The organism is Micromonospora cathayae (assembly GCF_028993575.1).
Classification (GTDB): domain Bacteria; phylum Actinomycetota; class Actinomycetes; order Mycobacteriales; family Micromonosporaceae; genus Micromonospora; species Micromonospora cathayae.
Genome location: NZ_CP118615.1, coordinates 5,799,638 through 5,820,895, shown reverse-complemented (window position 1 = coordinate 5,820,895; position 21,258 = coordinate 5,799,638). Strand labels below are relative to the sequence as shown.

Sequence of the window (21,258 nt, the reverse complement as noted above, 5' to 3'; positions counted from 1 at the left end):
CGGTGCTGACGGCGATCACCGGGCTGCTGCGGCTGTCCTGGCGGCAGGACCGGCGCAAGATGATCGTGGCGCTGGCGCTGATGGCCGGCAACGCGGTGGCGGTGCCGGCGGCGGCGTTGGCGCTCAAACACCTCACCAACGCGGCGGCGGCCGGGGACGCCGGGACGGCGGCCTGGTCCGGTGTGGCCGTCACGGTGGCCGCGATCGCCGCGCTGACCTGCGCGCACTTCGCGCACATCGCGTACTTCGAAGTGTCCGAACTCAACGTGCTCAGCACCGACGAGCAACTCATCGAGATCAGCAACGGCACGCCGTACCTCGACCACCACGAGCGGCCCGAGCACGCCGACCGGATGGCACTGGCCCAGGACGAGCTGCAACGCATCGGCGAGGGCCTGCAGGCGCTGCTGACCGGCGGCTCGCTGGCGGTCAGCCTGCTGCTGACCACGGTGCTGCTCACCCTGGCCCACCCGGCGCTGGTGGTGCTGCCGCTACTGGCCGCGCTGCCGCTGCTGGCCGGTCGCCGGGCCCAGGCCGCCGCCGACCGGGCCCGCGAGGACAGCACCGTCGACACCCGGCAGGCCCGGCACCTGTTCGAACTGACCACCGACGCGGCCTCGGCCAAGGAACTGCGCCTGCTGGGCCTGGTCGGCCACCTCCAGCAGCGGTACGCCACGCACTGGCGGCGGGCCACCGCCCGGATCTGGCGCGGCGAGCTGACCGCCGGGCTGTGGCGCGCCGCCGGGCAGGCCGTGTTCGCCCTCGGCTACGTCGCCGCGCTGGTCCTGGTCGTCCGGGACGCGGTACGCGGCCGGGCCGGCGTCGGCGACGTGGTGCTGGCGATCGTGCTCGCCTCGCAACTCAACCAGCAGGTCGCCAGCGCGGTGACGATCACCCAGCAACTGGTGCGCAGCGGCCGTTCCCTGCGTCGCCTGGACGAGGTCCGTGCGCTGGTCCCACAGCCGACCCCGCCCCCCGCCGCGCCACCGGCCGAGGCTGCCGCGCCGCTGGCCGCGCCCGGCGTTCCTGCCGCGCCGCTGGCCGCGCCCGGTGTTCCGCCGGCCGCGCCCGGTGTTCCGCCGGCCGCGCCCGGTGTTCCGCCGGCCGCGTCCGGCGTGCTGCTGGCCCCGCCGGCGCGGCTGCTGGAGGGCATCCGGCTGCGGCAGGTCACCTTCACCTACCCCGGCGCGGCCGGGCCGGTGCTGCGGGACGTCGACCTGCTGCTGCCCGCCGGCAGCACCGTGGCGATCGTGGGCGAGAACGGCGCGGGCAAGACCACGCTGGTCAAGCTGCTCAACCGGTTCTACGAACCGGACCGTGGGGCGATCCTGGTCGACGGCGTCGACCTGCGTGACCTCGACCTGGCGGCCTGGCGGGCGCGGACCACGGCCGCGTTCCAGGACTACGCCCGCCCGGAGCTGACCGCCGGGCTGGCCGTCGGCATCGGTGACCTGCCCCGCGCCGTCGACGACGACGCGGTACGCACCGGGCTGGCCCGCGCGCACAGCACCGTCGTCGACCGGCTGCCGTACGGGCTGGACACCCGGCTGGGCCGCAGCCACGCCGACGGCGGCGTGGACGTCTCCGGCGGCCAGTGGCAGCAGCTCGCGCTCGGTCGGGCGATGATGCGGGACGCCCCGCTGCTGATGGTGCTGGACGAACCGGCGTCGGCGCTGGACGCCGAGGCCGAGCACCGGCTGTTCGAGCGGTACGCCGACGGTGCGGCTCGGGTCGCCGCCGACAGCGGCGGGGTGACGGTGTTCGTCTCGCACCGCTTCTCGACCGTCCGTACCGCCGACCTGATCATCGTGATCGGCGACGGGGGAGTGCGCGAGGTGGGCACCCACGACGAACTGATCCGCCTCGACGGCACGTACGCCGCCCTGTACGGCACCCAGGCCGCCGCCTACCGCTGAGCCCGCCGGGGCCGCACCGGGTCAGCGGGCGACGTGGCCGAGCTGGGCGGAGATCTCCGCCGACGCGGTACGCAGGTCGGCCACGGTGGCGGCGATGGCGGACCGGTCGAAGCGCTCCAGCGGACCGGTGACGTTGAGGGCCGCCATCGGCCGCCCCTGGAGACCGAAGATCGGCGCGGCCAGCGCGGCGGCCCCGGCGACGGACTCGCCGTAGCTGGTGGCGTAGCCGCGCTGACGGACCTCGGCCAGCTCGGCGTCGAGGGCGTCCAGGGCGGTGATGGTCAGCGGGGTGAGCCGGTCCAGCGGCTGGTCGCGCAGCAGGTCACGCCACTCGGCGGCGGGCAGCCAGGCGAGCAGGGCCTTGCTGGCCGCGCCGGCGTGCAGAGGCTGCACGCCGCCGATGGTGGTGGCCATCCGGATCGGGTGCGGGCTGGACAGCTCGGAGACGCAGACCCGGCTGCGGCCGATCCGCACGTGCAGGCCGACGGTCTCCTTCGAGGCGGCCCGGAGCCGTTCCATCGGCTCCTGCGCCACCATCTGGAGGCGGTGCGTGGCGTCGTTCTCCAGCACCGTGCTGGCCAGCCGCATCACCTCCACCCCGACGGAGTAGCGGCGGGTGCGCGGGTCGACGGTGACGAACTCCTTGGCCAGCAGCGACTTGAGGATGCGGTGGGTGGTGGAGACGGTCAGGCCGGCCTCCCGGGCCAGCTCGGTCAGCGTCCACGACGGGGTGGGCCCGGTGAACAGGTGCAGCAGCGCCAACGCGCGGTCCACCGCCTGCGAGCCGTTCTCCGAGGTCACAACGGTCATCCTAGCGTCGTCACCGGATCGGCCCGCCGCGCGGCGTGCCCGGCCGCCAGGTAGGCGTAGACGATGTTGCGGGCGTTGGCGAACCCGCCGTGGTAGCGGGGCAGCTCGGCGTGCGCCACCGCGTTGCCGGTGGCGTACAGGCCGGGGACCGGCTCGCCGGCCCGGGTCAGCGCCCTGGCCTGCGGGTCGATGGCCAGGCCCAGGGAGTAGATGCCCACCCCGAGCAGGGACAGCCGGATCCCCCAGAACGGCGGCTGCTCGATCGGCCCCAGGTTGGGGTTGGGGTACGCGGGGTCGCCGTTGACGATCCGGGCGTGCGGGAAGTCGCCGCGCCCGAACTCCGGGTCCCGGCCGGCGCGGGCGTGCGCGTTGAACGCGGCGACCGTGTCGACCAGCGCCCGGTCCACGCCCAGCAGGTCGGCGAGCGACCCGAGGTCGTCGGCGTGCGGCAGGTCCGCCGGCCAGGCCGCGCCGGGCGGGAACGGGCCGAGCGGGTAGCGCTGCCGGAACCGGTCGTCGACCACCAGGAAGCACGGATGGTTACGGAACCGCCGTTCCCCGACGTCGAACGCCTTGATCGCGTTGACCAGGTAGCTGATGTGCGACTCGTCGCCGAACCGTTCCCCGCGCCGGTTGACCACCATCGAGTGCGGGAAGCCGATCGAGGCGAACGCCTGCCGGTAGAGGGGCACGTCCGAGCCGGGGTGGGTCTCGCCCGGGGTGTGGAAACCGAGGGCGGTGAACGCCTCACCGGCCCGGATCAGCGCCGCCCGGGTGGGGTCGGTCAGGGTCAGGTGGTCCCCGTCGAGGACCGGCGGGGAGCACTCGATGAGCTCCGGCAGCCCTTCGGTGCGGGCGACGTCCGGGGCGTTGCCGTACGAGCCGGTGGCGAGCAGGACGCCCCGTCGGGCGCGCAGCGTCCGGAGCCCGTCCGGGCCGTCGGCGCGTACCCCGAGGATCGTGCCGTCGGTGGCCTGGACCAGCTCGCGGACCCGGGTGCGGCGGTGCACCGGGATGTTCCGGTCGACGCAGGCGGCGCGGACGAAGCCGGCCACCAGCCCGGGGCCGAAGGTGCGCAGCCGGCCGGCCGGCGGCTGGTCCGGGTGGAACACCCGGTCGCCGCCCTCGTACAGGTCGTTGCGGCTGGCGCCCTCCTCGAACGGGAAGTGCGGGCTGGGCCAGCAGGCCGCCGCCCACTCGCCGAGGGTGGCCTCGTCGACCGCCACCTCGAACAGCCGGCCACCGGGCCGGCTGCCGGGGCCGGCGGGGTAGTAGTGGTCGGGCAGGTATGCGATGACCCGGAACGGCACCCGCGCGGTGTCGTGGAAGAAGGCGACCGCCTCGGGTACGGCGGCGAGGAAGGCCCGCAGCAGCCGGCGGTCGATGGCCACGCCGTCCCCGGCGACCCAGCTCAGGTAGCGTTCGGCGTCGTCGGGGTCGTCGTGGTAGCCGGCGTCGCGGGCCAGCGCGGTGCCGGGGAGGAAGCAGTTCCCGCCGCTGTACGACGCCACCCCGCCGAGCCACGGCGACTTCTCCAGCACCACCGTGGACAGCCCGAGGTGGTGACCCCGGATCGCGCCGGCCAGCCCGCCGATGCCGCCACCGACGCAGACCAGGTCGTACTCCTCGTCCCAGCGCATGTCAGCCGGCCCGGCCCGCCCGCCGGGCCGCCGCGGCGGCCTGCGCCGGTTCGGTCTGGTGGCTGAGCACGTGGTTGACGAAGTGGTAGCGGGCGGTGTCCCGGCGGCCCAACCGGTCCTGCATGAACGCGAAGGTGGCCTTCGACAGGGCCAGCGTCTCGGCCGGTACGGCGAGCAGCCGCCGGACCACGTCCTCGACGGTGGCGGTGAGCCGGTCGGCGGGCACCACCCAGTTGACGAAGCCGATCCGGTGCGCCTCGGCGGCGTCGAGGCGTTCGTCGAACCACAGCGCCTGCTTGGCCCGGCGTACCCCCAGTTCCCAGGCGAACGAGGGGACCTCCGCGTCGTTGACCGCCAGCGCGGTGACCACGGGTGAGCCGAACACCGCGTCGTCGGCGGCGACCACCAGGTCGGCGGCGGCGGCGAACATCACCCCGGCGCCCAGGCAGTGTCCCTGGACCGCGCAGACCGTTGGGATCGGCAGGTCCTCCAGCAGCTCCACCGGGCGGACGAAGAGCCGGCGTTCCCACCGGCGTCGACCGTCGGCGGTCCGGATGGCCTCGGCGAACGCCGGGTTGACGGCGCTCTCCCGCAGGTCGTGGCCGGAACTGAAGGACGGCCCGGCGCCGCGCAGCACCAGCGCCCGCAGGTCGTCGCGGCGGTGGGTGTCCTCCAGCACCGCGAGCAGCGCCTCCAGCATGGCGGTGTTCTGCGCGTTGTGCACCGTCGGGCGGTTCAACGTCAGCCACCGTACGTCGTCGACGTCGTCGACGAGGATCTCGTCCACTCAGCTCGCCTCGATCCGGCTGCGTAGTTCGCGCTTGCGGAGTTTGCCCTGCGCGTCGTAGGGCAGGTCGGTGGCGAACTCGACCCGCTTGGGCACCTTGTAGCCGACCAGGTGCCGGCGGCAGAAGGCCCGGATGTCGGCCTCGTCGGTGTGCTGGCCGGGCCGGGTGACCAGGACGGCGACGACGATCTCCGACCACTCCTCGTCGGGCAGCCCGAGGACGGCGACCGTCTCGACGGCCGGGTGCCGGGCGATGACCGCCTCCACCTCGCCGGCCGAGACGTTCATCCCCCCGGTCTTGATCATGTCTTTGCGGCGGTCCTCGAAGAACAGGTTGCCGGCGCGGTCGGTGCGGACGATGTCGCCGGTGCGCAGCCAGCCGTCGCCGAGGACCGCCGCGGTCCGGTCCCGGTCCCGGTGGTAGCCGAGCATGGTGGCGGGGGAGCGGCAGACCAACTCGCCGACCTCGGCGTCGGCGCCGGACTCGTCCAGCACCCGGACCTCCAGGTGGGGCATGGGCCGGCCGATCCAGCGCAGGTTGCCGTCGGGGATGTCGGCCAGCGTCCGGAAGTAGCCGACGCTGCCCAACTGGGACAGCTCGCTCTGCCCCCAGTAGGTGCCCCACTCCACCTGCGGCGCGAGCGCGGCGAACCGGTCCACCGCGGCGGCCGGGATGGCTCCGCCGTACACGTGGATCTGCCGCAGGGACCGCAGGTCGTGCCCGGGCGTGGCGGCGGCGGCGAGCCGGCGGTAGAAGGTCGGGGTCTGGGAGGTCACGGTGACCCGGTCGCGGGCCACGACGGCGAGCACCGAGGCGGGGTCGGCGTCGGCGGCGATCACCACCGTCGCGCCCACCGACAGCACGTTGGTGACGGTGCCCAGTCCGGCCATCGTGTAGCCGGGGGCGAGCAGCAGGAAGACGTCGTTCTCCACCAGGTAGTTGGCGTACACCCAGGCGGGGGTGGTGCCGATCAGGAAGTTGCGGTGGCTGAGCATGACGCCCTTGGGGGCGTTCTCCGTGCCGCTGGTGTAGATGATGGCGGCGACGTCGTTCTCGTGCACCGGGTGGTCGACGTGGCTGTCGGCACCGGTCGGTTCGGGTAGCCGGGTGCGGTCCAGCACGACCGGCGGGGCGGCGTCGTCGGTCAGCGTGGCGATCCGGGGCCGGTCGGCGTCGTCGACGACCAGTACCCGGGGTGTCGCGTGGCGGAGCTGCCGGTCGAGTTCCTCGTCGGTCAGGCGCGGGTTCACCGGGGTGAACGGGGCGCCGATGCTGAGCGCGGCGAAGTAGGTGACGGCCAGGTCGACGGAGGCGGGGAGCAGGGTGGCGACCACGTCGCCGTGCCGGACGCCGAGGCCGGTCAGCAGGTCGACGGTGGCGGTGACGCGGCGGTGCAGCTCCCGGTAGCTGATCTCGACCCGGTCGCCGGTACCGGTGTACGTGATCATCGCGGTCTTGTCCGGCTGCCGGCGGGCCTGCCGTCGCAGCTGGTCGCCGAGGGTGGCGCGGCCGAGTGGGGTGCTGCGCACGTCGGCCGGGTCGGACGGGGGCTGCCGGTCGGCGTGCCGTTCGGTGGGGGTCACGCGTCTCCTCTCCTGGCAAGAGCTTCCATATTATGGATTCCGCTTCTGCCTGGCGCAAGGAGGGCGTGATCTCTCCCATGTGATCAGCCGCTTGACGTCGCCTCGCCCACTCTGCACGATGTGGAAGTCGGTTCCATAATCTGGAAGCCAGGAGCGCTGCCATGAGCCACCACCAACCGGCCGGGGAACGCGGTCCCGGCACCCCCGAGGACGCCGTCCCCGCCGCCGGACCACCCCCGCAGTGGCGGGACGAGCTGCGGGCCAGCCTCGCCGACGCCGACATCCCGGTGCTGCTCATGGTGCTCGTCCACCTGACCGGCGACCGGAAGTGGATCGAGGAGCCGTTCCGCCCCAAGCGCGACGTCCGGCTCTTCCCACACGAGTCCGGCGGACTGTCCGAGGAGGTCCAGGAGACGGTACGCGAGGCCGCCCGGACCGCGATCGAGCAGGCGTACGGCCGCACCGACATCGCCCCGGTCGACCCCGACCGGTACGCCGAGATGATGTCCGTCTGCGTCGGCGAACCGGTCCCGGACGCCTACACCCCGCTGCTGCTGGAGGAGATGGGCGTCCGCCCCTGGGAGCCGACCTGGGCCACCCCGCCGGAACCCGCCCGCCTCGACGCCACGCACGTCGTGGTGGTCGGCGCGGGACTGTCCGGCCTGTGCGCGGCGATCCGGCTCAAGCGCGCCGGCATCCCGTTCACCGTGCTCGAACAGAACCCCGAGGTCGGCGGCACCTGGTACGACAACACCTACCCGGAGAGCGGCGTCGACACCCCCAACCACTTCTACTCGTACTCGTTCTTCCCCAGCCTCGACTGGACGTCGTACTTCTCCAAGCAGCCCGAGATGCTCGACTACATCCGGCGTACCGTCGACCGGTTCGGCATCCGGGACCACATCCGCTTCTCCACCACCGTCACCCGGGCCACCTGGGACGCCGACCGGCGACGGTGGACCCTCGACGTGCGTACCGGGGACGGCCCGGCCACCCTGGACGCCGGCGCGGTGATCTTCGCCGTCGGCCAGCTCAGCCAGCCGTCGATCCCGGACTTCCCCGGACTCGTCGACTTCACCGGCGAGGTCTTCCACACCGCCCGCTGGCGGCACGACGTGGAGCTGCGTGACCGGCGGGTGGCGATGATCGGCGCGGGGGCCAGCGCGATGCAGGTCGCCCGCTCGGTGGCCGACCAGGCCGCCCAGCTCACCATCTTCCAGCGCTCCCCGGAGTGGGTCGCCCCCAACCCCGACTACCACCGCCGGGTCAGCGGGGAGAAGCTCTGGCTGCTGCGCAACGTGCCGCACTACGCGCAGTGGTACCGGTTCGTGCGGTTCTGGCGGTACGGCGACGGGCTGCACAAGTCGCTGTTCCGCGACCCCGAGTGGCCGCACCCGGAGCGGGCCATGAACGCCAACAACGACCGGCACCGCGGCTACCTGACGAAGTACCTGCTGGAACAGCTCGACGGCCGCCCCGACCTGGTCGAGAAGTGCCTGCCCGACTATCCGCCGTACGGCAAGCGGATGCTGGTCGACAACGACTGGTTCACCACCATCCGCCGTCCGCACGTCGACCTGGTCACCGACGGCGTCGCCCGGATCGACGCCGACGCCGTGGTCACCACCGCCGGGGACCGGTACCCCGCCGACGTGATCATCATGGCGACCGGCTTCCACGCCCGACGGTTCGTCGCCCCGATCGAGGTGGTGGCCCACCGGTCGCTGGCCGAGGTCTGGGCCGACGACAACGCCACCGCCTACCTCGGCATCACCGTGCCGGGCTTCCCGAACCTGTTCCTCATGCACGGCCCGAACACCGCCCTGGCCCACGGCGGCAGCGTGATCTTCCACGCCGAGTGCCAGTCCCGGTACATCGTCAGCCTGCTGATGACCTTGGTGGAGCGGGGCGTCGACGCGGTCGACGTCCGCCAGGACGTGCACGACGCGTACGTCAAACAGATCGACGACCTGCACTCCCGTCTGGTCTGGAGTCATCCCGGCATGACGAACTGGTACCGCAACGCCGCCGGCCGGGTGATCGGGGTGTCGCCCTGGCGGCTGCTCGACTACTGGCAGCTGACCCGCTCTCCCGACCTCGCCGACTACCACCTGGCCTGAGCCCGACCGGCGGTACGGGCCCGGGAACCCCGGGCCCGGACCGGACCGGCCGGTCGCGCGCCGCCGCCGGTCGAGGGTTGACGCTGGTCCCGGTCGGGGCCGGCCGCCGGCCCCGACCGGGCCGGGCGGTCAGTTCCTGAGGTCGAGGACGCGTACCGCGCGGTTGTAGGCGACCTCCGTGAACGGCACCTCGGCGGCGGCCACGGCGGCCAACTCGACCGGCTCGGCGTCGGCGGCCGAGGCCAGGTCGGGCCACTCCACCAGGACCAGCCAGCGGGGCTGCGTCGACACCCGGGCCGGGTGCGGACGTCCGGCCCGCCGGCACAGCCGGGCGCGCAGGAAACCGCTGCCGGCCAGCGCCGACGCCCACCCCTGCCGGAACCAGGCCAGCACCGCGTCGTCGGCGGACTCCGGTGCGGCCAGCCCCAGCGTGGTCACGGTCGTGGCGTCGATCCGGCCGGTGCGGTCCCCGTCCGCCCAGGGTCGCGCGGGCAGCTCCACCCCGAGCGTGGCGACCTGCTCGTACGGCGTGTTGGACCGGTTCGACACCCCGGCCAGGATGGCCGGCCGCTGCCGGTCGTGTTCCGGGGTACGCCGCCGGGTGTACTCCTCGGAGTAGAAGATGTCGCTGCCGGGGATCTCGTACACGTTCAGGATGTACGGCTCGCCGGCCCGGCACTGGTAGCCCTGCACGCTGTAGAACCCGGCCGCGATCAGATCCGGGCCATGCTGGTGGGTGTACCAGGTCATGAAGTCCAGCAGCATGGCCGGATCGACGTCCATCCGGGCGAGATAGACGGTGGGCAACGCGTTCACGGCACTCCTCACGGGACGGACGGGGCGGAGCCGGTCGCCCCTCACGGGACGGACGGGGCGGAGCCGGTCGCCGGCAGGGGCCGCTCCTGGAACGGAAAGCCGATCATGAAGGCGTACGCGCCCGGGGCGACCATGGCCGGGGACGCGCTCGCCATCAGCAGGATGCCGCCGGGCCGTTCCACCACGAACTCCTCGACCCGTTCGCCGGTCAGCACGTTGGTGACCCAGCCGAGCACCCCGGTCGGCACCGTCGCGCCGACGTCGCCGGGGCCCAGCGTGCCGACCAGCACCCCGGTCGTCGACGGCAGCACCAGGTGCAGGTCCCGGATGACCGGCACGGTCGGCGGCCCGGTCAGGGGCGAGTCGAGCTGCCCCCGGTAGCGCAGCACGTTGAGGCAGCCGGCGATGCCGGCCGTCGACTCCCGGAACGGCCCGCCGCCGAACTCCGGCAGGCAGGACGGCACCCCGCCCCGGGCCAGCACCGCGCTGAGCTGCGTCGGGTAGGCGTGGTCGACCACCACCGGCAACTGCCCGAACGCCACCGACAGGTCCAGGTCACCGAAGTCGTACGTGTAGCGCAGCGCCATCGTCGGGGTGCCCGAGTGCAGGTCGACGACGGTGGAGCAGTGCTCGGTGAGGGTGGCGTGCAGGGCGTGCGCGATCTGGTCGGTGAGGAAACCGGTCGGGCTGCCCGGGAAGCGGCGGTTGAGCTGGTGGTGGTCCGGGCTGACCCGGGTGCCGGCGGCCAGCGCCGGCAGGTTCACCGCCGGGCAGAGCAGCACCGTGCCGGCCAGCGGCAGTTCGGTCAGGGTGTCGACCAGCTCGTGCAGGGTGAGCACGCCGAGCGGCTTGTCCCCCCACAGGCCGGCCACGAACCCGGTGGTCGGGCCGGGCGCCGAAGCGGTGATCTCGACGAACCGCAGCGGCCACGGCGACCCGTCCACCTGCCGCCCGATCGGCACCGTCCACTCGCGGACCCGGTTCACGCGCGCACCGCCCCGACGGTCATCGGCGGCAACGACCACGGGCGGGTCGCCTCGATCTGCGCGGCCAGCCGGAAAAGGGTGGCCTCGTCGCCGTACCGGGCGGCGAGCTGGATGCCCAGCGGCAGGCCGTCGGCCGACCGGCCGAACGGCACCGACGCCGCCGGCAGCCCGGTCGCGTTGAACACCGACGTGTACGGGATGTACGACCACAGCCGGGTCAGGAAGCCGTCCAGGTCCTCGGCGTTCATGTCCAGGTAGCCCAGCGGGGGTGGCGGCTGCGCCACGGTGGGCCGCAGGATCACGTCGTACGTCCCCAGGAACGCCCCGACGTCCCGGCCGGCCCGGTGGATCGTCTCCACCGCCTCGACGTACTCGGTGGCCGGTACCGCCCGCCCGACGGCCCGCCGGCGTTCGATGACCCGTTCCAGCTCACCGGGTTCCGGCTCGCGTCCCTTCACCGCGGCGTGCCGGGCGATCGACCGCGCGTAGTTCACCGCGATGATCTTCACGACGGCCGCCGAGGTGGCCGTCGCGTCGTACGCCGGGGCCACCTCGTCCACCTCGTGGCCCAGCCCGCGCAGGTGCGCCACCGCCTCGGCGAAGGTGGCCAGCACGTCCGGGTGCACGGTGATGCCGTCGGCCACCGCCGCCGACGCCGCGATCCGCAGCCGGCCCGGGTCCCGCCCCACCTCGGCGGCGAACGGCCGCACCGGCGGCGGGCAGGCGTACGGGTCACCGACCGCCGGCCCCGACGTCACGTCCAGCAGCGCCGCGCTGTCCCGTACCGTGCGGGTCACCGCGTGCTCGGCGCTCATCCCGGCCCAGATCTCGCCCAGCCGGGGCCCGGCCGGGTTGCGTCCCCGCGACGGCTTCAGCCCGAACACCCCGCAGCACGACGCCGGGATGCGGATCGACCCGCCGCCATCGGTGGCGTGACAGGCCGGCACGATGCCGGCCGCCACCGCCGCCGCCGAGCCGCCGCTGGACCCGCCGGTGGAGTGGCCGGTGTGCCACGGGTTGCGGGCCGGGCCGAACCGCTGCGGCTCGGTGGTCGGCGCGCCACCCAGCTCCGGGGTGTTGGTCTTGCCGAAGATGACCAGCCCGGCCGCCTTCAACCGGGCCACCACCTCGGTGTCGTAGTCGGGCAGCACGTCACCGAGGAACCGGCTGCCGTGGCTGGTCGGCACGCCCGCGTACATCGCGGTGAGGTCCTTCAGCAGGTAGGGCACGCCGGCCAGCGGCCCCGACCCGGGCGTCACCGTGGCCAGCTGCGCGCGGGCCTGCGCCTCCATCGGGTGGACCACCGCGTTGACGACCGGGTTGACCTCCGCCGTCCGGGCCAGCGCCGCGTCCAGCAGTTCTGCCGGGCTGACCTCGCCGGCCGCGACCAGCGCGGCCAGCCCGGTGGCGTCGTGGGCCAGATACTCGCTCTCCTGCATGTCGTGCCTTTCGTGTAGTCAGATGGCCCAGCTCACGACCTCGTCGAGCAGCCCGGGGTAGTTCTGCCGGTAGCTGCACGCGAAGTCCGCCAGGTGCTCCCGCATCGACTGCTCGGCCTTCGCGCCGTCACCGGCGACAATCGCGGCGGCGATCCGGGCGTGCGCGTCCCGGGCCCGGTCCTGCGACTCCGGCGGGAAGACCCTACCGACGACCCGGTCGGTGAAGATGTGCTTGAGCGCGTTGGCGTACAACCCCAGCACCGGGTTGCCGGCCAGGTCGACCACCACCTCGTGGAACTCGGTGATCGCCACCGCGCTGTCCGGGGTCTCGCCGGTCGGTGGGCACTGCCCGGCCTCCACCACCGACGCCAGCCGCGCGCAGTCGGCCTCGCTGCGCACCTCGGCGGCCAGCCGGGCCAGCACCGGCTCGATGACCTGCCGGGCGGCCACCAGGTCGGCCAGCCGGGCCTGCTCCATCTGGAAGAACAGGCTGCTCATCCGCCCGTAGTCCCGGCTGCTGACCTTGCGGACGACCGGCCCGCCGCCGGGCCCGGTCTTGACCGCGATGAGTCCCTCCACCTCCAGGATGCGCAGCGCCTCCCGCAGCGACGAGCGGGACACCTGGTACTGCTGCATCATCGCCGGCTCGCCGGGCAGCCGGCTGCCCGGCGGCAGGGCGCGGGCGACGATGTCCTGCACGATCCGCATGGCGACGACGTCGGAGACCTTGCCGGTGCGGCGGGACCAGACCACCGGCTGGTCGGATGGGTGCGTCATGGAGAGGACTCGATTCACGAGGGGGAGTCAGGCAAGGGCGGGGATCACGTGCTTGCCGATCAGGTCCATCTCGCGGATCGCGGTCTCCAGGGAGGGCCCGTAGAAGTACCGCAGCCGCAGAATGATCTCGTCGGGCTGGATGGTCTCCTTCCATCCCGCGATCGTGTCCAGCCACGTGTCGATCGATCCACAGAGGAACCGGTCCGGCATCACCATGTCCAGGGTGATGTCCTCGGCCTTCTCGACCCGGCCCACCCACGGATCCCACTGTGGATCGTACGTGCCGCCCCGGGACCAGTAGATCCGCGCGTACTCCAGCAGGAGGTCGCCGTGCACCGCGCGGGCGTCGGCGTCGGTGACGCCCAGGCCGGCCTCCCGCATCAGGATCACCTTCGGCTCCTTGCCCACCTTGGCGCACTCGTCCCGGTAGACCTGGGCCAGCTCCGCCTCGGCGGCGACGGTGCGGATCGGGCCGGTGTACCAGCCGTCGCCGTACCGGGCCGCCCGCCGCACGCCCGGTCGGGACCAGGCGCCGAGGTAGATCTCCAGCGGGTCGTCACCGAGCGCCGGGTCGCGGTCGGGCACCACGCCCTGCCATCCCCCGGCGAGTTCGTGATTGCGGCCCTCCCGGTAGGCGTTGATCGCCTTGAGTCCCTCGGTCATCCGTCGGCCCCGCTCGGACAGGTCGACGCCGAAGGCCCGGAAGTCGTCGGTGGTGTACCCGGCCCCCAGCCCCAGCCGGTAGCGGCCGGGGAACATCGCGTTGACCAGGGTGGCGTCCTGCGCGACCCGGACCGGGTGGTGCAGCGGCAGCAGCGTGATGTGGGTGCCGAACACCAGCGACGAGGTGTGCGCCAGCCCGTACATGCAGAGCAGGTCGGGGTTGAAGGTGACCGCGGTCTGGCCGGACGCCGGCCCGCGTCCGCGCCGCTCCCCGGTGTACGCGGCGTAGAAGCCGGCCTGCTCGGCGGCCTGGCACTCGGTGACGAAGCTGGGCATGTCGAAGCGTCGTTGGCCGTCGACCGTGCCGAACGCACTGGTGACAAAGCTGATCTTCATCAGGTACTCCTCAGGCCAGGTAGGTGTTGATCAGGTCGGTGGACTCGCGCAGCACCTCGGTCTCGCCGCTGAGCACGTTCTCGCCGCGGTTGAGGATGTAGGCGTGGTCGGCGAGCACGAGCGCGACCGCCGCGCTCTGCTCGATGAACAGGATCGTGATGCCGAGCTGGTTGAGCCGGACCATGGCCTCGTAGACCGTGTCGGCCATCGCCGGCGACAGGCCGATCACCGGCGAGTCGATCAGCAGCATTTTCGGGTTGGTCATCAGGCCCCGGGCGACGGCCACCATCTGCTGCTCGCCACCGCTCATCGACCCGACGACCTGCCGCCGCCGGTCGGCCAGCTTGGGGAAGACCTCCAGGGCCCGGTCGCGCAGCTCGTCGAACGAACCCCGACCGGCGTACCCGCTCAGCCGCAGGTTCTCCTCCACGGTCAGCGGCAGCAGCACCGACGTCGGCCGTTCCGGGACGAACGCCAGCCCGGCCCGGACCACCCGGTGGGTCGGCCAGCCGGTGATGTCGGTGCCGTCGAACAGCACGGTCCCGGTGACCGGCCGGTGGAAGCCGGCGATCGTCTTCATCGTCGTCGACTTGCCCGAGCCGTTCGCGCCGAGCAGGGTGACGAGCTGCCCCTCAGCGACCGAGAGGCTGACGTTGCGCACCGCCCGGATGTTTCCGTAGTTCGAGGAGAGCGCGGACACGCTCAGCATCGGAGCGCTTGCCAAGGTAGGCCTCCTTCACCCGAGGGTCGTCCAGGCAGGTAGCGGGGTCGCCCTGCACGAGCAGGGTGCCCAGGCTCATCACCGCGGCCTGGTCGCAGTAGTCCTTGATCAACCGCATGTTGTGCTCGACGAGCACCAGGGTCAGTCCGTCGTCGCGCAGCCGGTGCACCAGCTCACCGACCGCCGCGGAACCGTGGTGGTGCATGCCGGCGGTGGGCTCGTCCAGCAGCAGCAGCCGGGGCCCGGCCGCCAGCGCGCGGGCGATCTCCACCCGCCGCTGGTTGGCGTAGGAGAGCGTCCCGGCGTACTGGTCGGGCCGGCCGATCACCCCGACCCGGTCCATCAGCTCCCGGGCCTGCTCCTCGGCCACCCGGCGTTCCCGACGTTCGGTCGGCAGCAGCGCCACCGCCTGCCAGGCCCGCGAGTTCCGGCGCACGTACGCCCCGGCCATGATGTTCTCCAGGACGGTGAGGCCGTCGAACAGCCGTACCTCCTGGTAGGTGCGGGCGATGCCGCCGGTGCGGACCCGCTGGTGGGCGGGGGCCCGGGTCACGTCGCGGCCGAAGATGCGGATGGTGCCCTGATCGACCCGCTGGTTGCCGGCGATCAGGTCCATCGCCGTCGACTTGCCGGCCCCGTTCGGGCCGAGGATGCCGAGGACGCGTCCGGTCGGCACGGTGAGGGTGAGGTCGTCGACGGCGGCGACCCCGCCGAAGCTCTTGCCGACCCCGGTCACCTCGACCGCGGGGGGCGCCGCCGGGTCGGCGTCGGCCCGGACCGCCCCGCCGCCGGCCGCCGCCGGGCGTGGCGTGGCGGTGGTCGCCGGCCGGGACGCCGCCCCGGCGGCCGGGTGGTCGGTGCCGGCCCGGGTTGCCGCGTCGTCGGCGGCGTCGATGCGGTCGCCGTTGCGCGTGCCGGCCTCGGTGTCCGCGTCGGTGCTGTCCCTGTCGCGCCGGCCGGGCTCGGCGCCCGCGTCGCCGCCGGTCAGCGCCTCGGCCACCCCGTCCAGCCGGCTGGCGGCTGCGGTGTCCGGCGGAGCTGCGGTCTCGGTCGTCTCCGCCTCGGTCTCCGCCTCGCGGCGGGCCGCGCGGGCACCGAGCCGCCGGGCCCGCCGGCCCGGCTCGAACAGGCCGCCCGGCAGGAAGAGCATGATGGCGATCAGCGCAACCCCGTTGAGCAGGTGCTCGCCGTGGGTGAGCAGCTTCGTCGACACCTGCGGGATGGCGGTGAAGACCACCGCGCCGACGATCGCCCCGATCCAGTGCGAACGTCCACCGAGGACCAGCGCGGCCAGCATGGTGAAGCCCAGGTCCAGGTAGTAGGTGGTGGGCCCGATGTACTGGAGGGTGTTGGCGAGCAGCACCCCGGCCAGGCCGGCGAGGGCACCGCTGTTGACCATCGCGATGCGGCGGATCGCGGTCGGGTCGACCCCGAGCGAGCCCGCCACGTCCAGGTCGGCGCGGACCGCCTCGGTGGCCAGGCCGAGCCGGGACCGCCGGATCCGGGCCAGCCACCACGCCGCCAGCGCGAGGATCACCAGCGTGTGGACCCAGCCGGTCTGCTGCCACACCGGCATGCCCTGCGCGCCGCCGGTGGCCGGCACGTTGAGCACCACCACCCGGGTCACCAGCAGCAGCGCGATGGTGGCCAGCGCGATCCAGTGGCTGCGCAGCCGCAGCAGGGGATAGGACAGCAGCAGCGACACCGCCCCGCCGAGCACCGCGGCCCCGAGCAGCACCACCACCGCCGGTACGTCGGTGACGTGCTCGACCAGGATGGCCCCGCAGTATCCGGTCAGCGCGGCGACCGGCACCGGCAGCAGGCTCAGCAGGCCGGCCCACTGCGCGGCGAAACCGGCGAGGGTGAGGATCGCGTAGATGAGCGCGATCTGGGCGATCGTCCCGTACTGGGCGAACAGGTTCTCGATCACGACGCCGCCTGGGCGTACTGCCGGGGCGCGATCAGGCCACGCGGACGGACCAGCAGGAACAGCAGCAGCAGGCCGAAGCTGATGGCGTCCCGGAAGCTGGTCGAGACGTACTGGGCGCTCAGCGTCTCGCTCAGCCCGATCAGCAGCCCGCCGAGCAGCGCCCCGCGCATGTCGCCGAACCCGCCGACGATCACCGCGGCCAGCCCCTTGAGCAGCAGGTTCTCGCCGATCTCGAAGGAGACGTTGTTGGTGGTGACCGAGTACAGCAGCCCGGAGAAACCGACGATCGCGGCGGACAGGAACGCGGTACCGACCAGCACCAGACGCGGGTTGATGCCGGCCAGGCTGGCCGAGCGCGGGTCCGCGCCGACCGCCCGGATGGTGGTGCCCGCGCGGGTCCGGTGCACGAAGACGTACAGCACCACCCCCAGCACCGCGGCGGCGCCGATGGTGATCAGCTGCATGCTCGACAGGGTCACCCCGAGCACGTCGTGGTAGCCGCGCGGGAAGGAACCGAGCGGGAACGACTGGAAGGTCGCGTCGGTGGCGATGGTGGCGAGGTTCAGCAGCACGATCCAGGCGCCGATGGTGGTCAGCAGCACCCCGAAGAACTCGCCGTCGCGGCGACGCCGGATCGGCTCGACGCACACCTGGTTGATGACCACGCCGAGCACCCCGATGACGACCACGGCCAGCGCGCCGGCGACCGGGAGCGGCAGGTCGAGGGTGGAGACCCCGAACAGCGCCACGATCGCACCCCAGGTGGCCACCGTGCCCATCGCCACGTTGAACACGTTCAGGGTGGCGAAGGTCAGGCCGAACCCCATCGCGAACAGCCCGTACGCCGCGCCGATCGCGATGCCGTTGCAGATCTGCTGGAGCAACAGGCTCATCTCATGATCCATCCGCCGTTGACGTCGATGGTCTGCCCGGTGATGAACCCGGCCGAGTCGCCGACCAGGAAGGCCACCACCCCGGCGAACTCCTCCGGGGTGGAGAACCGGCCGACCGGTACGGCCGCCTCGACCTGCGCCCGGCCCTCCGGGGTGAGGAACGCGTTCAGTTCGGTGTCGACCGCCGCCGGGGCGATCGCGTTGACCGTCACCCCCTGGCGGGCGTACTGCTTGGCCAGGGCCCGGGTCAGGCCCAGCACACCGGCCTTGGCCGCCGCGTACGGTGCCGAGGTGGTGCCGCCGGTGTGCGCGTTGACGCTGGAGAAGTTGACGATGCGCCCCCAGCCGCCGGCCGCCATCACCGGGGCGAACGCCTGGCAGACCAGGAAGGTGGCCCGCAGGTTGACCGCCATCACGTGGTCGAAGTCGGCCACCGAGATGTCCTCCAGGGCCTGCGGCCGGAGCAGACCGGCGGAGTTGACCACGACGGTGGCCCCCTGCCCGGCCTCGACGACCTTCGCGCAGTCGTCCGGGTCGGCGAGGTCGGCCCGTACCGTGACGGCACAGCCGACGTCGTCGCCGACCGGCAGGACGTCCGTGCCGACCACCCGGGCGCCGAGGCCGGCGAGACGCTGGCAGACGGCCCTGCCCACGCCGCGCGCGGCTCCGGTGACCAGCGCGGTGACGCCGTCGAGACTTCGGTCCTGACCCATCGCTTCGCCTCCTGTGTCCGGTGGGGTGCGCTATGCCCGGAAGATCGCGCGTGCTTCGAGGAACTCGTCGATACCGGCCTGCCCGAGCTCCCGGCCGAGGCCGGAGTGCCGGAGCCCGCCGTACGGGGCGGTGGCGTCGAACGCGCCACCGTTGACCGTCACCGAGCCGGCGACCATCCGGCGCGCGACGGCCAGGGCGTGCTCGTGGTCGCCGTGCCAGACCGCTGCGGCGAGGCCGTACGGGGTGCCGTTGGCGACCCGGACGGCTTCGTCCTCGTCGGCCACCTCCAGCACCGCGAGCACCGGGCCGAAGATCTCCTCCTGGGCCAGTGGGGACCCGGGGTCGACCCGCCGGAACAGGGTGGGCGCGACGAAGTGGCCGCTGCCGTCCGGCACGGTGCCCCGGTACACCGGGTCGGCGTCGGCGCCGGCCACGAAGTCGAGCACCCGGGCCCGCTGCCGGGCCGAGACCAACGGGCCGAGCGTGGTGCGTTCGTCGGTCGGATCGCCGGCGACCACCCGGCCCATCTCGTCGGCGGCGACCGCCACGGCCCGGTCGGCGAGCCGGCGCGGCACCACCAGCCGGGTCAGCGCGGTGCAGGTCTGGCCGCCGTTGCGCAGGCAGCTCGCCACGGTGGCGCGGACCGCCTGCTCCAGCACCTCGTCGTCGAGGACCAGGGAGGCGGACTTGCCGCCCAGTTCCAGGCAGACCCGGGCGAGGTTGCCGGCGGCGAGCGTCATCACCCGGCGGCCGGTCGCGGTGGAACCGGTGAACGACACCGCCCGTACCCGGGGGTCGCCGGCGATGGCCTCGCCGACCGCGGGTCCGTCCCCGCCGACCAGGTTGAACACGCCGGGCGGCAGGCCGACGGAGTCGACGATGTCGGCGAAGGCGTACGCGCACAGCGGCGCGATCTCGCTCGGCTTGGCGACCACCGTGCACCCGGCGGCGAGGGCGGTCGCGGTCTTGATGGCGAGCTGGGACAGCGGGTAGTTCCACGGGGTGATCGCCCCGACCACGCCGATCGGCACCCGGGAGACGATGGTCCGTCCCGACGTCTGGTCGGCCTCCGCGCTCTCGGCGAGGTCGGCCATCTGCGCCAGCACCGTCAGCGGCAGCCCGGCGGTGGCGGCGCGGGCGGCGGTCAGCGGGATGCCGACCTCGGCGGTCCAGGTCGCGGCGAGGTCCTCGACGCGGTCGGCGACCGCCCGGTGCAGGGCCCGCAGGTGCCCGGCCCGTTCCGGGCCGGGTGTCGCCGACCAGGTGTCGAACGCCCGGTCGGCGGCGGCGACGGCGGCGGCCACGTCGGTGGCGTCGCTGAGCGGCGCCCGTCCGGCGACGCCTTCGGTGTACGGGTTCTCGACGTCGAGGCTCCGCCCGGCCGCCGGGGGTACCCAGCGGCCGTCGACGTAGTTGGCCTCGCGGACGATCGGGGCTGCGGTCACGGCTTGAGCCGTCCGGCGGCGGTGCCGTCCCACTCGACGAGCTTGCCGGCGGGGTCGAACTGGAGCAGGAACGGCTTCTCCACGGCACCCTGGTGCTGGTCGTTCAGGGTGATGGTGCCGAGTGGCACGGTCAGCGTCTCGACCGCGTCGAGTCCGGCGGCGAGGGCCTTGCGGTCCAGGTCGCCGTCGCCGACCTGCTCGGCGGCCTTCTTGAGTCCCTCGATGAGCAGCCGGGCGGCGCTGTAGCCCTCGGCGGCGAAGACCGGCGGCGGGCTGCCCAGCGAGGCCGCGGCGGCGACGAAGTCCTTGGTGGCCTGGTCGTCGCTGTCGGGGAAGTAGGTGATCGGGAAGGGGACGCCGACCGCCGCCGGGCCGGCGGCCTCGAAGGTCGCCTGGGAGCCCATCGCGTCGGTGCCGAACTGCGGCTTGGTGTACCCCCGGTCGACCAGTTCCCGGATCGACAGGGCCATCGTGGAGGCGAGTTCGGCGTGGAACACCACGTCCGGGTTCACCTGGATGATCTGGGTGGCCAGCCCGCTCATGTCCTTGTCGGTGCTGAGCAGGTCGACCACGGTGACCGTGACGCCCGACTGCTTCAGCTTCTCGGTGAGCCCGTCGGCGGTCTGCGCCATGCCGTCGTTGTCGGTGGTCCGGGTGACCACGGCGGTCTTCGGGGCGAACGCGCTCTGGGCGGGCGGCAGGATCGCCGAGTAGAAGTCGGCGAGCTGGGGCTTGACCCGGTACATGGCCGCGCCGTGGGTGGCCGACGGCAGCACGGCCGAGGTGATCGACGTGGGCACCTCCCGACGGTCGACGATCGGCATGATCGCGCCGGTGACGGTGGAGGACGTGCAGCACAGCAGGCCGAGGACCTTCTGGTTGGCGACCAGGCGGTCCACGGCGGCGATCGCCTTGGCCTGGTCGCCGGCGCTGTCCTCGGTGAGGAGCTCCAACTTGACGCCCTCGCCCAGTTCCCCGCTGTCGCTGGCCTGTTTGAAGGCGAGCTGCGCCCCGGACAGCGCCGGCTTGCCGGCGAAGGCGAGGGTGCCGGTCTCCTCGGTGACGTACCCGAAGGTGTAGGTGCCGGCGGCGAGCTTGCCGCCGCTGACCTGTTCGCCACCGGCGCTGTCGCCGCCGTCCGCGCCGCAGCCGGCGACGGCGGTGACGAGGGCGGCGACGACGCCGACGGTGAGCAGGGCACGGCGGTGACGGGCCGGTGTGTTGTCGCGACCACGGGATGTTGCGCGGAGTTCGTTCATGAGGGGTCCCACCCGGTTGCACGGGAGCCGGGTACGCGTCAGCGGCCGGCTCGACGACGGCGATTGGCGAAGCTGAGGTCGACGCCGCCGGGACCCGGTCGATGCGGGTGGCCGGCGGGGTGTGGGGTGTCGGGGGTGTCGGGGTGGTGCGGCCGGGGAGAAGAGCTCCGGGCACGCCGCCGTCGGACTCACACTCCGACGACCGGGAACCGGGGATGGGCCAAGGGCCCGTGGTTCCTGCTGTTCCTCATGATGATTCCAACAAAATTCTGCCGCTGTCAACGGATTGTTTCGGCGGGGGCGGCGGCCATCGAAGCTCCTGCGACCCTTCCGATAGATGGGAACCACTTCCGTTCACGGCG

At 73.1% G+C, this 21,258-nt stretch carries 17 protein-coding genes; 2 read left to right on the top strand and 15 right to left on the bottom strand.

The genetic code is table 11. The features are described 5' to 3' along the window. Window positions 1-2 precede the first annotated feature (2 nt). Entirely contained in the window at window positions 3-1,916 is a 1,914-nt protein-coding gene (locus PVK37_RS25600) for an ATP-binding cassette domain-containing protein (protein ID WP_275030367.1), read from the top strand. A 21-nt stretch (window positions 1,917-1,937) separates the two neighbouring features. Here the strand turns inward: PVK37_RS25600 and PVK37_RS25595 are convergent, their stop codons facing one another. The 4 genes from PVK37_RS25595 to PVK37_RS25580 are packed head-to-tail and all read right to left on the bottom strand — an operon-like array spanning window position 1,938 to window position 6,737. Next, entirely contained in the window at window positions 1,938-2,717 is a 780-nt protein-coding gene (locus PVK37_RS25595; protein WP_275030366.1) for an IclR family transcriptional regulator, read from the bottom strand. Between the two features lie 5 nt (window positions 2,718-2,722). Then, the gene (locus tag PVK37_RS25590) at window positions 2,723-4,366 is read right to left on the bottom strand and encodes an FAD-binding protein (protein WP_275030365.1); all 1,644 of its coding nucleotides are present in this window, start codon (window positions 4,364-4,366) and stop codon (window positions 2,723-2,725) included. A 1-nt stretch (window position 4,367) separates the two neighbouring features. Beyond that, the gene (locus tag PVK37_RS25585) at window positions 4,368-5,153 is read right to left on the bottom strand and encodes an enoyl-CoA hydratase-related protein (protein WP_275030364.1); all 786 of its coding nucleotides are present in this window, start codon (window positions 5,151-5,153) and stop codon (window positions 4,368-4,370) included. Beyond that, window positions 5,154-6,737, bottom strand: a complete 1,584-nt coding sequence (locus tag PVK37_RS25580) for a class I adenylate-forming enzyme family protein (RefSeq protein ID WP_275030363.1) — start codon at window positions 6,735-6,737, stop codon at window positions 5,154-5,156. A 161-nt stretch (window positions 6,738-6,898) separates the two neighbouring features. Between PVK37_RS25580 and PVK37_RS25575 the strand changes: the two genes are divergently transcribed. Beyond that, entirely contained in the window at window positions 6,899-8,857 is a 1,959-nt protein-coding gene (locus PVK37_RS25575) for a flavin-containing monooxygenase (protein WP_275030362.1), read from the top strand. 129 nt (window positions 8,858-8,986) lie between these two features. Here PVK37_RS25575 and PVK37_RS25570 read toward each other — a convergent pair whose 3' ends face one another. Genes PVK37_RS25570 through PVK37_RS25520 form a run of 11 tightly spaced genes read right to left on the bottom strand, consistent with a single transcriptional unit; the run spans window position 8,987 to window position 20,896 of the window. After that, window positions 8,987-9,673 (bottom strand): hypothetical protein, encoded by a 687-nt coding sequence (locus PVK37_RS25570; RefSeq protein WP_275030361.1) that lies wholly within the window; start codon window positions 9,671-9,673, stop codon window positions 8,987-8,989. Between the two features lie 41 nt (window positions 9,674-9,714). Beyond that, on the bottom strand, window positions 9,715-10,659 hold the full coding sequence (locus PVK37_RS25565) for a succinylglutamate desuccinylase/aspartoacylase family protein (protein ID WP_275030360.1): 945 nt from the start codon (window positions 10,657-10,659) through the stop codon (window positions 9,715-9,717). After that, entirely contained in the window at window positions 10,656-12,098 is a 1,443-nt protein-coding gene (locus PVK37_RS25560; RefSeq protein ID WP_275030359.1) for an amidase, read from the bottom strand. The genes PVK37_RS25565 and PVK37_RS25560 overlap by 4 nt, the downstream gene beginning before the upstream one ends. An 18-nt stretch (window positions 12,099-12,116) precedes the next feature. Beyond that, on the bottom strand, window positions 12,117-12,875 hold the full coding sequence (locus PVK37_RS25555) for a FadR/GntR family transcriptional regulator (RefSeq protein ID WP_275030358.1): 759 nt from the start codon (window positions 12,873-12,875) through the stop codon (window positions 12,117-12,119). Window positions 12,876-12,902: 27 nt separating this feature from the next. Further along, window positions 12,903-13,934 carry an LLM class flavin-dependent oxidoreductase gene (locus PVK37_RS25550; RefSeq protein ID WP_275030357.1) on the bottom strand — a complete coding sequence of 344 codons (1,032 nt, stop codon included), beginning with the start codon at window positions 13,932-13,934 and terminating at the stop codon, window positions 12,903-12,905. Window positions 13,935-13,944: 10 nt separating this feature from the next. Further along, the gene (locus PVK37_RS25545) at window positions 13,945-14,643 is read right to left on the bottom strand and encodes an ABC transporter ATP-binding protein (protein ID WP_275030356.1); all 699 of its coding nucleotides are present in this window, start codon (window positions 14,641-14,643) and stop codon (window positions 13,945-13,947) included. Continuing rightward, entirely contained in the window at window positions 14,567-16,585 is a 2,019-nt protein-coding gene (locus tag PVK37_RS25540) for a branched-chain amino acid ABC transporter ATP-binding protein/permease (RefSeq protein WP_275030355.1), read from the bottom strand. Before PVK37_RS25540 ends, PVK37_RS25545 begins: the two co-directional genes overlap by 77 nt. Continuing rightward, window positions 16,582-17,478: a branched-chain amino acid ABC transporter permease gene (locus PVK37_RS25535; protein WP_275030354.1), complete on the bottom strand. Its 897-nt coding sequence runs from the start codon at window positions 17,476-17,478 to the stop codon at window positions 16,582-16,584. Before PVK37_RS25535 ends, PVK37_RS25540 begins: the two co-directional genes overlap by 4 nt. Next, the gene (locus tag PVK37_RS25530) at window positions 17,475-18,191 is read right to left on the bottom strand and encodes an SDR family NAD(P)-dependent oxidoreductase (protein WP_275030353.1); all 717 of its coding nucleotides are present in this window, start codon (window positions 18,189-18,191) and stop codon (window positions 17,475-17,477) included. The genes PVK37_RS25535 and PVK37_RS25530 overlap by 4 nt, the downstream gene beginning before the upstream one ends. 30 nt (window positions 18,192-18,221) lie before the next feature. Continuing rightward, window positions 18,222-19,637, bottom strand: coding sequence for an aldehyde dehydrogenase family protein (locus PVK37_RS25525; protein WP_275030352.1), 1,416 nt, complete (start codon window positions 19,635-19,637; stop codon window positions 18,222-18,224). Continuing rightward, complete coding sequence (locus PVK37_RS25520) at window positions 19,634-20,896, bottom strand: ABC transporter substrate-binding protein (protein WP_275030351.1); 1,263 nt, start codon at window positions 20,894-20,896, stop codon at window positions 19,634-19,636. Before PVK37_RS25520 ends, PVK37_RS25525 begins: the two co-directional genes overlap by 4 nt. Between the last annotated feature and the right edge of the window lie 362 nt (window positions 20,897-21,258).